Raw genomic sequence first — 12809 nt, 5'->3', positions numbered from 1 at the left:
AACTATATGTTTACTTATTTTATTGCAGACTCGCTAAACCTATTGGAGAAAACGCAATATACGTCAAAATAACAATTGCAACCAAAACAACGGAAACAATTTTTGTATAACGCCATGGTTTAATATCTACTTTCGTATCAAACGACTCCAACACAAAATTGCCATCTGGTTTCCATTTCGAAATTGCTAGCATAATCAAAACATCTAAGAAAAACAGCAGACTTAGCACATATAAGAAATGGATATCTTTCAAAAAGACTTTTGATAACGCATACAAAACAATATGAATCGCAATCGTTGATTTCGCTGCAACAGCTGTGGCTTTTTTAGAATAAAAGGCAAATAGAATAATCACCAATAATGGCATATTGTATAACCCATTAAATTCTTGGACAAATTGATACAGCCCTGCTGGTGCAAAAGATATGAATGGTGCTACGATCACAGATATTACACCCACTACTATAGTAACAATTTTCCCAGCTCGCGCAATTTGTTTATCATCTGCTTGCTTATTGAGCACAGGTTTGTAGAAATCTAATGAAAATAGAGTTGCGGTTGCATTTAAGGCTCCAGCAAAAGAGGATAGGATCGCCCCGAAAATTACAGCTGCAAACACACCGAACAACGCTTGTGGTAACACTTCTGTCACCAGATGAGGATAAGCATTATCAGGATTGCTCATCAAGGCATCTCCAAAAATATTACGCGCTACTATACCTGGAAACACCAAGAATAGCGCTCCAAACACTTTAAATAGCCCCACCATAAATGTTCCTTTTTGCGCTTCGGCTAAATTTTTCCCTGACAACGCTTTTTGTACGATCATTTGGTTGGTACACCAGAAATACAAATTATTAAATAGCATTCCTGTAATCAACGTCGGCCATGGTACGATTGCTGAATCGATTGCTCCAACAGAGTTTAGCAGCCACGGCGTATGATCGACGATATAATCAATCCCGCCAATAAAATTGCCCTCACCTAATTTCATCACACCTAATATGGGGATCAACAGGCCGCAAATCAACAATCCAACCCCATATACTGTATCACTATTGGCACTCAACGATAATCCACCGATCAATAAATATAGAATACCGATTACGCCTATTATCAAGGCTACCAAAATAATTGCTACGATTGGACGGACACCTAATAGTTCATCTATATGAAAAATCTTATTAAAAACGAGTGAACCTGAATATAAAACAACAGGCAAAAAGGAAATCATGTACGTTACGATAAATAAAATCGAAATAATCCGTTTCGTCACTGTATCATAGCGAATTTCAATAAAATCTGAAACAGTATTAATACCATATTTAAAATATTTCGGTAAAAAGACGACCGCTAAAGCAACAATTGCAATCGCAGCGGTCACTTCCCACGCCATCACTTCCATACCCGCATGATAGCTTTGACCATTTTGACCGACGATTTGTTCTGTTGATAAGTTTGTCATGATAATTGAACCTGCAATCGGCAAAGCAGTCAGGCTTCTCCCTCCCATGAAGAAGCCTTCCGAGCCAGAAGTATCTACACCTTTAGCACGACTGTATGCAAAAATCCAGACACAAGCCACGATTACGACAAAACTAATAAGAGAAAATAGGTTCATAGGATTCCGCTCCTTTTTTGGATTTTAAATACTCGTGATTTTACGAATATAGTTTCTCGCTTTCACGGCATATTCAAAAGGATTCGCTTTTGCTGGATCTTGTTCTGCTTCAACAACGATCCACCCTTTGTAACCGCTACTCTTGATAGCTTCCCAAATTGGCTCAAAATCGATCATTCCATCACCTGGAACAGTAAATACACCTGCTTTAACTGCATTTAAAAAACTTTGCTCCTCTTCTCTTACTTGCTTTGCTATTTCCTCTCGAATATCTTTAAAATGGATGTGTTTGATACGATCTTGATATTTTTGATAAATCTCGATCGGATCTTCTCCAGAAAAAACTAAGTGTCCTGTATCAAAAAGTAACGAAACTTTCTCAGGATCGGTCAGTTCCATCAATTTAGCGATTTCTTCCGTCGTTTGTACACCTGTCCCCATATGATGATGGTAAACAATTGCCATTCCTTTAGCTTGCGCTAACTCACCCAAGCGCTCCAATCCAGTAGCCAACGTTTGCCACTCCGCTTCTGAAAATACAGGCTTTTCTTTAAAAATCCCTAGTTCCATTTGCCCTTGAATACTATGTCCTTGTTCTGAAACGACGATTACTTTAGCTCCCATAGCATGCAGAAAATTCATATGTTCAATAAAAGCTTGTTCTGTTTCACCATACGGCTTCGTTGTTAAAAAGGCGCTGAACCACGCACTCGCTACAGACAATCCACGAATATCAAGATATGGTTTCAGTACAGCGGGATCTTTTGGGTACTTATTCCCAATTTCAGTCCCCACGAACCCTGACAAGGCCATTTCACTGATGCATTGTTCAAACGTGTTTTCTTTACCTAACTCTGGCATATCATCATTTGTCCAGGCAATTGGTGCAATCCCCAAACGGATTTTCGACTCATTCATTTTATTTTTTCTCCCCTTTCTAAGGAATATTGCTTACAAATTCTCAATTTCAATCAATTCATTTGTTTCAAACGATTGTTTACATGCTAATGCCACTTTTGTTGACTGTAGACCATCATTGGCTGAAACTTGCGGTTGGCGCTTTTCTCTGATACAGGCAATAAACTCTTTCGCTTCATTAACAAAAGCTTCGCGAAATCTTTCTGGAAAATCTTGTGAGCAAGCTCGTACAACGCCATGTTCATCCATTATCGTAACTAGATTTTTCTCTGGTGCTGCAGCCACCCTAAGCATTCCTTTTGTTCCGATCAGCTCTGTTTCTACATGATACCCGTGATGACAATTTCGACCAGCGACCAAGATCGCCATCGCTTGATTTTCCATCTGCATCATAGCAGCTCCTGTTTCCAATTCTCCTACTTCATCTAATTCAGGATAAGCCGCATTTTTTCCAATCGCCCAAACTTTACTAACTTCTTTTTTCGTAAACCAACGGACTAAATCAATATCATGAATCGACATATCCATGAAAATCCCTCCGCTATCGCTAGCCCCTGCAAACTTCACAAAGCTTTCCATACCGGAACTAGGATCAATACTATAACAGCGTATTAAAGTCAGTTCCCCTAGTTCCCCAGCCTCTAATAGCTGTTTGGCATAACGATACGAATCGTCATAACGACGCATGAATCCCAACATGAAGACTTGATCTGGACGACTTTGAATCACTCGTTCAGTTTCTTTTATTTCAGCCAGATCCAGGCCGATTGGTTTCTCACTAAATACGTGTTTCCCCTGTTTCATCGCTAATTGAATCTGTTCGCAATGAAAACCTGAAGGTGAAACAATAAAAACAGCGTCGATCGTTGGGCTTTTTACCATCGTTTCATAATCTTTGTATGTTTCTTGTACGCCTAATTCTGTTACCGCATAATCTAATTCCTCTTGAACAAAACTACAAGCAGCAACTAATTGACATCCTTGAACATTTTCAGCTAAATTTTTGGCATGAACTTTCCCTAAACGACCTAAACCGACAATTCCAACTTTGATTTTCCACATTCGGACATCCTCCTAAATTTAAAAGCTGAAAGAGCTGTTCAGCCTTGACTGGAAAATAGGAAAAAACGACTGTGGCGCTTTTTGACACATTCTTTTTTTATCTTTTTCCTGAAAGGCTAGCTCTTGAAGCTAGATAATCACAAAAACTGAAAGAGCTTGTTCAGCCTTGACTGGAAAATAGGAAAAAATGACTGTGCGCTTTTTGGCACATTCTTTTTTTATCTTTTTCCCGAAAGGCTAGCTCTTGAAGTTCATCGTTATTTCCACAAATAAACTTGTCTTATTTATATAATGCTGGGCAATCTGGCAATTGAATAGACGTTTTCTCACCTGTATCTCTTGCCTTACCACAAGCATCCATCGTAACGGCTGCCGCATAGCCATCCCAAGCCGTTGGTCCTGTTAAATTGCCTGTTTGAATTGAACGGATCCACAACTCAAACTCATAGTCATACGCTTCGACAAAACGAGTTTGCCAATCTGGGGCAACTTTCGTGTAATTTTTGCCTTTTGCCTTCACATGAGTATACGCCGGATCTTCTAGTCCAATCTCCCCAGTCTCACAAACAACTTCACATTTGATATCATAGCCAAACTGACAATTAACGAAAATCTCCAAATCAATGTGAATACCAGAAGCTGTTTCTAAAATCAACATTTGCGGATCATGCAATTTTTCATGCGTAAAACTCGTTTGTTTCGGCAAAATCATCTGAGCCGAAACATAATCTTCTTGAAGCAGCCAACGCAACGCATCGATTTCATGGATTCCTGTATTGATAATCGCCATTGGTGTTAGATAGTTTTCATCTGCCGTTGGATTTCTATGAGCACAATGAAGCATCAAAGGTTCTCCGAATTTTTTAGTTTCGATTGCTTCTTTCAACTCAATATAACCACGGTCATACCTTCTCATAAAGCCAACTTGGACTAATTTCTTTCCAGCTTTAATTTCGGCATCAACAATCCGTTTACAACCTGCACTATCTGTAGCTAAAGGTTTTTCGCAAAAAACGTATTTTCCATGTTTAATTGCTTCTAATACATATTTTTCATGGGTTGGATCCCAAGATGTTACCACAACAATATCCACCTTCGATGACGCAATCAATTCTTCTCCTGTCTCAAAAAAGACAGCCTCAATCTGATCTGCTAAACTTTGCGCTTGCTCTACATTAATATCTGACACCGCAGTAACATAAGCACCTTGTACTTTTTCATTGATTCTTCTAATATGTTCGATCCCAATTGCACCTGTTCCAATGACGCCGACTTTTAAATCCATTGTTTTGCCTCCATTTTCTTTTTTTACAAACCTGTCAGACAACTTCTCCAACTCAATTGAACGTATGCGCTTTCAAAAAAACTTTAGTTATATGTCCGCTTCTTTATAAAGCGGACATATAACGTTAATACTCTTTGGCTTTTTTCAACATTTCTTGACTATGCTCATACGCTGCCTGAACAGTTGGACTATTCGAAACTTCAGCAACGCCCACATGCCACCAACTATCATAGCCATCTGACATCGTTTTCGGTAAAACCTTCATTTCGATCAACGTGGATTTTTCTTGTTTCTTAGCATCTTCTAACGCTGCAATAAGTTCTTCTTCCGTATTAGCCCGATAACTTTTAGCGCCATATCCTTCCGCGATTTTTGCATAATCTATATTCATGATTTGATTATTATAATCTCTAAATTCGCACTTATAGCTATCACTGCCATTCCCCATTTGCAAATTATTGATACAGCCAAATCCAGAATTATCAAACAGTAGAATATTGATTTTTTGTCCATATTGCAGTGCTGTGACCAGCTCTGAGTGAAGCATCAGGAAGCTCCCATCACCTACCATGGCATACACTTCTTGTGCTGGATTTGCCAACTTCACACCTAAGGAACCGCTGACTTCATAGCCCATACAAGAATAACCATATTCTAGATGATACGTATTCGGTACAACAGGATTCCATAAACGCTGCATGTCACCAGGCAACGATCCAGCCGACGCAATAACAATACTGTCTTTAGCTACCGTATGATTGATCGTAAGAAATGCACTCGTCTGAGTCAGTTCAGTCTGCAACGCATCCGCATATTCATTAAGAATTTCTTGTGCAAATTGGTCTTTGATTTCTGGTGAAAAATGCTCCCTTGAAAAAGAAATCTCACCTAGACGCCTTCTTTCAACAGCCCACTCTTCTTTCAGCTTTTGAATACTTCCGCCAAATGATGTTTGATATTCTGTTAACATCGGTATCAGTCGTTCCAATGTCTCTCTTGCATCACCGACGAGCTGAAAAGCATCAAACTTGTAGGCCTGCATTCGATTGACATTGATATTTAGAAATTTCGTTTCTTCATAATTAAAAGCCGTTTTTGAAGAAGTCGTAAAATCTGTATACCGTGTTCCAATCCCAATAATCAAATCAGCTTGTCGAACCGCTTTGTTGGCCGCTAACGTTCCTAAAATACCAGTACCACCTAAGTTATTCTTAAAATCCGATTCTACAGTGGACTTGCCCGCAGGTGTTTCTACTAGCGGAATCTCACATTGTGAAGATAAACGAATCAAAGCCTCACGTGCTTCGGAATACTTCGCACCGCCTCCAACGATAATCACTGGTTTCTTACTTGTTGCGATTCTCTGTGCAGCCCCTTTTAATTCACGCTCCGTCGGGACTTGCCGATCAATGTAGTGGACTCTTTTTTTAAAGAACTCTTCATCGTAATCATACGCTTCGGCTTCTGTATCTTGGGCAATACAAATCGTTGCTGGTCCACAGGTCGCCGGATTCGTCATCACTTCAAAAGCTCTTAGCAAACTACTCATTAACTGTTCTGGTCGTTGAACACGATCCCAATACCTTGAAACTGCTTTAAACGCATCATTCGTTGTGATTGCCGCACTCGTTTCATGTTCTAATTGCTGTAAAACAGGATCAGGCTGCCGTGTAGCAAAGGTATCAGCCGGTAAAATCAACACTGGAATATTGTTAGCAAATGCCGTCGCCGCTGCTGTAATCATATTAGCTGATCCAGGGCCAGCTGAAGCCGTAACAGCAAAAATTTTCTGTCTCAATTTCTGCCGACTGTACGCCACGGCTGCATGTGTCATCCCTTGTTCATTTTTACCTTGAATTACTTTCAAATGCCCCGGATCTTCTTCAAGCGCCTGACCAATCCCCAAAACATTTCCATGACCAAAGACATTGAAAATCCCTTCAACAAAAGGGAATTCTTCCCCATCAACCTGAATATACTGCTGATTCAAAAATTTGATAAGTGCTTGTGCTGTGGTTAATCGAATTTTTTTAGCCATTACTTCCCCGCCTTACTTTTATCAAGATTGATCTGCAATTAATTGCTCGATTTCTTTGGCTGTCGGCATCGCTTCTGATGAACTATGTTTACTAACAACGATAGCCGCCGATGCACTTCCATACTTCAACGCGGTTTCTATATCTTTTCCCGTATTCAGTGCGTATAGAAATGCCGCTGCATAAGAGTCTCCCGCACCAAACGTTTTCAACACTTCGGTCTTATAAGAACCTGCTTGATACGTTTCCCCATTTTTCGTATAGGCATAGGACCCTTTTACACCATGCTTGATTACGATCAACTCTGGTCGATGTTGAAATAGATATTCAATAGTAGCTTGGTTTGTTCCACCTTTTTCCCCTTCCATTTCATCGTATTCATCTCTCGTACCGATCACAATATCAGCATTTTCAGCGACAATTGAATAATAAACTGAAACTTCTTCCGATGATTGCCATGTGTATGGACGATAATCTAGTTCAAAGGCTACTTTTACTTGATTTTTTCTAGCATACGCAATCGCTTTTAATACAGCTTCTCTAGAAGGGCTTTGCGCAAGAGCCGTTCCAGAAACTAACAAAAGATCTGTTTGTTTGATATACTCCTCATCAATTTCTTCAGGCGCTAAGTACAAATCCGCCACTTGATCCCGATACATCAAAATACTACATTCTTCTGGACTTTTAATTTCTGTAAATGCAAGTCCTACTTTATGGCCTTTTTGATCAATAAACATCTGGCTCGTATCGATTCCAGCTTCACTCATAAATCCTTCAATAAAACGTCCATGCTGGTCATCTGGAATTTTCCCGATAAAGCCAACTTTTCCCCCTAACTTCGCACTACCAATCGCAATATTTGCGGGAGAACCGCCCACATATTTTTTAAAGGTTATCGTTTCTTCCATCGGCCGATTATATTCAACTGCATTCAGATCAATACATGCTCGACCAAGCGCAATCATATCAAATTTCTTTGTCATCATTTCCACTCCTTCTATTCTCTCGTTAAAATCCATTCATGATCAGGATCATTGTGAAACTGCCATTTTCTAGTTGGACCAGCCATGACATTCAAGTAATAAGAGTCGTAGCCATCAGGCACCCCTACTGGGTGGTAGCCTTTAGGAACTACAACAACATCGCCATTTTCCACAGACATTGTTTCATCTAGCAATCGATCATCTGTATACACTCGTTGAAACACAAATCCTTGCCTTGGATTCACTTCATGATAGTAGGTTTCTTCTAATTTAGATTCCATTGGCAAATTATCTTGATCATGTTTATGCGGCGGGTAACTAGACCAGTTACCGCCATCTGTGAATACTTCAACGACTAACAAACGATCAGCCAGTAAACTAGTATCTGGTAAAATATTATGAACTAAACGTTTATTCTGATACTTCCCTCGATGTTCAATGGTATTGTCTGAGGCTTTGATCAGAGCAGTCGTTTTTTTCGTTTCAGATGGTGAGTAACAAAGAATCACCATGGCTTCGGATATCGCTGTAATCTTAAAAGTATGTTCTATCGAAATATAGACACTATCTGTCGGGATTTTTTCAAAGACACTTTCCCTTGTACCGATAGCCTCAAATTTTTGTTCGCCATCTGATACTGTGATTTTTCCTGTCAGTGCAACGATACATACTTCTTGCTTTCCTAAGCTTTCTTGAAATACGCTTCCATTAGTCATTTTGATCACTTTTAGTTCAATGTATTGCAACGCTGTATTTTTATCATTGATATGCTGAAGCAATGTGATCCCTTGTGATAATGTTTGCGGGACAGGTTTATACTTTAAATGAGCCATCTTTACGCCTTCTTTCCCAAATTAAATACTTGTTTTTGGATACCGCGCTGTCACTACTTTTTTCCGTGTGTAAAACTCTACGCTGTCTTTACCATTTGCATGAAGCGTTCCGTAAAACGAAGACTTCCAACCAGAAAACGGGAAGAAGGCCATCGGTGCGGGAACCCCTAAATTGATTCCTAACATGCCAGCATCGATATTTTCCCTAAAGTAGCGAATCGCCGAGGCATTATTCGTGAACAGGCAAGCCCCATTTGCAAATTCAGACTGATTCGCTGTAGCAATAGCTTCTTCTAAATTTTCGACTCTGATGATCGACAAGACAGGGGCAAAAATTTCATCCCGCCAAATGGTCATATCTGTTGTTACACCATCGAAAATGGTTGGACCAACAAAATAGCCATTATCCGGAATATTTTCTCTGCCATCAGCAATCAATTTTGCACCTTCTTTGACTCCTTTTTCAATATAAGCTAATGTTCTTTTTTGATTTTCTTCTCGAATGACTGGTCCTAAAAAGACACCATCGTCCAAACCATTGCCTATGTTGATATCTGATGCTTTTTCTTGTAATTTCGTGATAAACGCATCTGCTATTTCATTTTCAATCGTTACCACCGCACATGCCATACAGCGCTCACCAGCGGAACCGAAAGCAGCGGATACAATATTGGTCACTGCATCCTCTAGATCTGCGTCTTTTAAAACAATTGAATGATTTTTAGCACCTGTCAATGCTTGTACTCGTTTCAAATTTTTACTCCCTTGAGTGTATACATATTCTCCAACTGGTTGCGACCCAACAAAGGAAATCGCTTTCACTTCTGGATGTTCTAAAATCCCATTCACAACATCATGTGCGCCATAAACAATATTGAACACACCAGCTGGCAATCCTGCTTCTGTAAATAATTCTGCCAAGCGCTCAGTCAACAAGGGCGTTCTTTCTGAAGGTTTTAAAATAAAACTATTCCCACACGAAATCGCCATTGGAAACATCCAACAAGGAACCATCATTGGAAAGTTAAACGGAGAAATTCCAGCAACCACCCCCATTGGGTAACGATAGTTAGCAACTTCCACATCCGTTGCAATCGAAGCTAATGAATCTCCCATCATTAGTGTGGGCGTTCCTGCAGCAAATTCTACATTTTCAATTCCTCGTTGAACTTCTCCTAAGGCTTCGTTAAGGTTTTTTCCATTCTCTAACGTAATCAGACGAGCCAATTCTGATTTATGTTTGATTAGAAGTTGTTGATAGTTGAAGAGAATCCTTGCACGTCTTGGCACTGCCAGCTCTTTCCATATTTTGAATGCCTCTTCAGCAACCGTGACCGCTTCTTCTAAATCTTCTTTTGTAGAAAGTGGCACCTCACAGAGTTTTTCTTTCGTAGCTGGATTATAAACCGCTTCATACACTTCTGTACGACTGGATTTCCATTCTCCACCAATGTAATTTTTTAACTTTCGTACCGCTACCATCTATCATGTCCTCCTTGTTTTCTATTAAAAATCAACACATTGGTCATATCTTGATAATGTTTGGTTAACTTTTGATTACATTGTACAATTCCAATTTCCGATAGTCAACCCATTTCCGGTGAAATATTCTTTTTTTTGATTACTTTTTGCTAAACTTCTTTCTTCAAAATAAAATAGTCAGGAGAAGAAAGACAAAAACATACACAGATTTGGTTACATGTTGATTACATTCAGGTCATATGTTATAGTAAATCTAATTACACGAAGTGGAAAGGTTACAGAATATGAAATTACAACGGATTCAGCAAATTGAAAATTACATACAGCAACAAGGCAGTATTTCGCTTGATGAACTATGCCGTGTTTTCAATGTCTCTAAAAACACCATTCGTCGCGATATCAATGAATTAGAGAAAAGGGGAACCTTGAAAAAAGTCTATGGTGGAGTAGTTTATGTAGAAAATAATCTGGTTTCATTTGAAAATCGGAACATCCATAACCAAAAAGAGAAAGAACAGATTGGTCAAAGAGCTGCTGCATTGATCGAAGAAGATGATTTAATCTACATCGATTCAGGGACAACTACTAGTCAAATTTTAAAAAACATCGATCCAGAACTGCCATTTACCTTACTCACGAATAATCTCGATATTATCAATCTTGCAGCTGCCATGAAAAATGTCCAACTTATCCTTATTGGTAATAGTTACAAAAGAAAGACACGTTCTTTTGTAGGGATCGAAGATGAAGCTGTTGTGACAAGATACAATATAAACAAAGCTTTTATGGCAGCCACTGGGGTCTCGATCACAAGCGGCTTGACCAATTCAGATTTGATGGAGTATCGGATAAAAAAAATGATTGTTCAACGAACGAAAGATATTTATTTGCTCGCAGATAGCTCGAAATTTGACCATTCCACTTTACTCACTTACTCTCCTTTAGAAAGTATTAAAGGAATCGTCACTACAAGAGATATACCTGAAAAGTATGTAGAATTTTGTACCACACATACGATTGAACTTTTATATAGCAATTAGAAATATTAAAAAGGAGGAAACAACTTGCCACTACTAAAATTTGATTTGGTCGAAGGACGCAGCAAAGAAGAAATACAAGCGATACTTGATGTCGCTCACTCCGCAGTTTTAGCATCCTTTAATGTTCCAGCAGGCGATAGATATCAAATCGTGACTCAGCATAAATCTTTCGAAATGGTGATGGAAGATACTGGATTGGGTTTTAAAAGAGATCCTGCTAAAATGATTTCGTTAACTGTCATCAGCCGAGAAAGAACCACAACTCAAAAAGAAAAATTCTATCAGCTACTCTCACAACAGCTAGACGAGTTATGTGGGATCACACCCGAAAACTTACTTATTTCTTTCATCATCAACAATGATGCGGATTGGTGTTTTGGCTTCGGGGAAGCACAGTTTCTGACGGGAAAACTTTGAGATATAAAAACAGACTGAAGAAATTTCTTCAGTCTGTTTTTATATCTGCTCTTCTCTTTTGATAATGCGATTGAGCTTCAAAAAATTTTTTAATTGAACTCCTACTAACACAACCATAATCACTCCATAGATTGCTACTAACATCAGCAAAACATTGTCTCTTCCATTGCTTCTATTTAACAATAAAGGGACTAAGTACATTAACGGAAATAGTGTTAAAAGAAGAATCATACTTTGAAACCTGACTACTTTCTTAGCCATCTCCGCACGAGATGGAGCATCATTAAAAATTACATTTTCCTCTTCTAATTCAGATTTTGGCTTTCTAAAATAATACCAATTACCAAATTTATAGAAATAATCCCAACCGCAGTCTTCAAATAATTGTAAATATTCTTCAAGATCCTTTCCTTCTTGTTTAAAATCTAGCTGATATACATAATCCTCTGATTCGCTTTTTTCAAAGATATACGTACTAAACGGTAACCTGAGATCCACCATTTTCCAGCCATTTTTATGTTGTTCTTGCAAAAATTTCTCTTCCTCTAAATAATCTGCCAACTCGAAGCGTTTTCTGATTTTTTTATACTCCATTCTTTTTCTCCCCAATACTATTTTTATATAACCTTTTAATTCTATTGATTTCGTGTAGTAGTATTTCTTCTCCCAGCTCGGTGATCAAATAGCTTTTCCTTCTATTTTCTTCTTTTGTCACTCGAATCAGACCGTCTTTTTCCATCTTGCTGAGACTCCCATACATTGTACCAGCGCTAATAATAATTTCTTGATCTGTCAATTCTCTCACGTATTGAATAATGTTATACCCATGTCGTTCTTCTCGAAGGGCAAATAAAATATAAAACCCTGTTTCAGTCATTGGTATGTAAATTCTTTTTAGTTTATCTTCCACCAGCTCATCCATTCCTCTCACGGTATATCGAAGTTCGATACATTGTACCACTATATTATATCGAACCTCGATACATGTCAAGTTAATTTTGATTTCTTAAAACTATGTACGTAACTGAACTAAAAATTTTTCTAATCCGCCTATAAAATTAATCAAACAAAAAAAGCCGAAGGGAAATCCCTTCGACTTACGTCCGAGTACGCCGATGTTTTACGTCGGTTT

12 protein-coding genes are annotated in these 12809 nt (G+C 38.7%); 2 read left to right on the top strand and 10 right to left on the bottom strand.

All coding sequences use genetic code 11. The annotated features are described in order from the left end of the window. Positions 1–19 precede the first annotated feature (19 nt). The 8 genes from AC4BB7_RS02285 to iolA all read right to left on the bottom strand — a co-directional run bounded on the left by AC4BB7_RS02285 (position 20) and on the right by iolA (position 10220). The gene (locus AC4BB7_RS02285) at positions 20–1621 is read right to left on the bottom strand and encodes a solute:sodium symporter family transporter (protein ID WP_086315345.1); all 1602 of its coding nucleotides are present in this window, start codon (positions 1619–1621) and stop codon (positions 20–22) included. Positions 1622–1645: 24 nt separating this feature from the next. Continuing rightward, positions 1646–2539, bottom strand: a complete 894-nt coding sequence (gene iolE / locus AC4BB7_RS02280) for a myo-inosose-2 dehydratase (protein ID WP_490484294.1) — start codon at positions 2537–2539, stop codon at positions 1646–1648. A 33-nt stretch (positions 2540–2572) separates the two neighbouring features. Next, complete coding sequence (iolG, locus tag AC4BB7_RS02275; RefSeq protein ID WP_490484293.1) at positions 2573–3601, bottom strand: inositol 2-dehydrogenase; 1029 nt, start codon at positions 3599–3601, stop codon at positions 2573–2575. 280 nt (positions 3602–3881) lie between these two features. Then, a complete protein-coding gene (locus AC4BB7_RS02270) occupies positions 3882–4886 on the bottom strand; it encodes a Gfo/Idh/MocA family protein (RefSeq protein WP_490484292.1) in 1005 nt (334 codons plus the stop codon). 124 nt (positions 4887–5010) lie between these two features. Beyond that, complete coding sequence (gene iolD / locus AC4BB7_RS02265) at positions 5011–6924, bottom strand: 3D-(3,5/4)-trihydroxycyclohexane-1,2-dione acylhydrolase (decyclizing) (RefSeq protein WP_490484291.1); 1914 nt, start codon at positions 6922–6924, stop codon at positions 5011–5013. A gap of 21 nt (positions 6925–6945) precedes the next feature. Then, positions 6946–7905 (bottom strand): 5-dehydro-2-deoxygluconokinase, encoded by a 960-nt coding sequence (iolC, locus tag AC4BB7_RS02260; RefSeq protein WP_490484290.1) that lies wholly within the window; start codon positions 7903–7905, stop codon positions 6946–6948. 14 nt (positions 7906–7919) lie between these two features. Further along, complete coding sequence (gene iolB, locus AC4BB7_RS02255) at positions 7920–8738, bottom strand: 5-deoxy-glucuronate isomerase (protein ID WP_490484289.1); 819 nt, start codon at positions 8736–8738, stop codon at positions 7920–7922. 21 nt (positions 8739–8759) lie between these two features. Further along, a complete protein-coding gene (gene iolA, locus AC4BB7_RS02250) occupies positions 8760–10220 on the bottom strand; it encodes a methylmalonate-semialdehyde dehydrogenase (protein WP_490484288.1) in 1461 nt (486 codons plus the stop codon). Positions 10221–10504: 284 nt separating this feature from the next. Between iolA and AC4BB7_RS02245 the strand changes: the two genes are divergently transcribed. Continuing rightward, positions 10505–11260 carry a DeoR/GlpR family DNA-binding transcription regulator gene (locus tag AC4BB7_RS02245; protein WP_490484287.1) on the top strand — a complete coding sequence of 252 codons (756 nt, stop codon included), beginning with the start codon at positions 10505–10507 and terminating at the stop codon, positions 11258–11260. 24 nt (positions 11261–11284) lie between these two features. Continuing rightward, on the top strand, positions 11285–11677 hold the full coding sequence (locus AC4BB7_RS02240) for a tautomerase family protein (RefSeq protein WP_490484286.1): 393 nt from the start codon (positions 11285–11287) through the stop codon (positions 11675–11677). Between the two features lie 39 nt (positions 11678–11716). Here the strand turns inward: AC4BB7_RS02240 and AC4BB7_RS02235 are convergent, their stop codons facing one another. Both AC4BB7_RS02235 and AC4BB7_RS02230 read right to left on the bottom strand, forming a co-directional pair. Further along, the gene (locus AC4BB7_RS02235) at positions 11717–12271 is read right to left on the bottom strand and encodes a DUF2812 domain-containing protein (protein ID WP_490484285.1); all 555 of its coding nucleotides are present in this window, start codon (positions 12269–12271) and stop codon (positions 11717–11719) included. Next, the gene (locus AC4BB7_RS02230) at positions 12261–12599 is read right to left on the bottom strand and encodes a PadR family transcriptional regulator (RefSeq protein ID WP_490484284.1); all 339 of its coding nucleotides are present in this window, start codon (positions 12597–12599) and stop codon (positions 12261–12263) included. Before AC4BB7_RS02230 ends, AC4BB7_RS02235 begins: the two co-directional genes overlap by 11 nt. Positions 12600–12809: the final 210 nt, after the last annotated feature.

This window comes from Enterococcus sp. AAFC-DPL-5182 (genome assembly GCF_058216605.1).
The sequence above is the reverse complement of the archived record's forward strand: the minus strand, read 5'-3'. Positions and strand labels throughout refer to the sequence as shown.

Bases quoted from the DNA above. Each gene is read 5' to 3' on its own strand.
- AC4BB7_RS02285 (WP_086315345.1), bottom strand. From the start codon at position 1,621: ATGAACCTATTTTCTCTTATTAGTTTTGTCGTAATCGTGGCTTGTGTC.
- iolE (WP_490484294.1), bottom strand. From the start codon at position 2,539: ATGAATGAGTCGAAAATCCGTTTGGGGATTGCACCAATTGCCTGGACA.
- iolG (WP_490484293.1), bottom strand. From the start codon at position 3,601: ATGTGGAAAATCAAAGTTGGAATTGTCGGTTTAGGTCGTTTAGGGAAA.
- AC4BB7_RS02270 (WP_490484292.1), bottom strand. From the start codon at position 4,886: ATGGATTTAAAAGTCGGCGTCATTGGAACAGGTGCAATTGGGATCGAA.
- iolD (WP_490484291.1), bottom strand. From the start codon at position 6,924: ATGGCTAAAAAAATTCGATTAACCACAGCACAAGCACTTATCAAATTT.
- iolC (WP_490484290.1), bottom strand. From the start codon at position 7,905: ATGACAAAGAAATTTGATATGATTGCGCTTGGTCGAGCATGTATTGAT.
- iolB (WP_490484289.1), bottom strand. From the start codon at position 8,738: ATGGCTCATTTAAAGTATAAACCTGTCCCGCAAACATTATCACAAGGG.
- iolA (WP_490484288.1), bottom strand. From the start codon at position 10,220: ATGGTAGCGGTACGAAAGTTAAAAAATTACATTGGTGGAGAATGGAAA.
- AC4BB7_RS02245 (WP_490484287.1), top strand. From the start codon at position 10,505: ATGAAATTACAACGGATTCAGCAAATTGAAAATTACATACAGCAACAA.
- AC4BB7_RS02235 (WP_490484285.1), bottom strand. From the start codon at position 12,271: ATGGAGTATAAAAAAATCAGAAAACGCTTCGAGTTGGCAGATTATTTA.
- AC4BB7_RS02230 (WP_490484284.1), bottom strand. From the start codon at position 12,599: ATGGATGAGCTGGTGGAAGATAAACTAAAAAGAATTTACATACCAATG.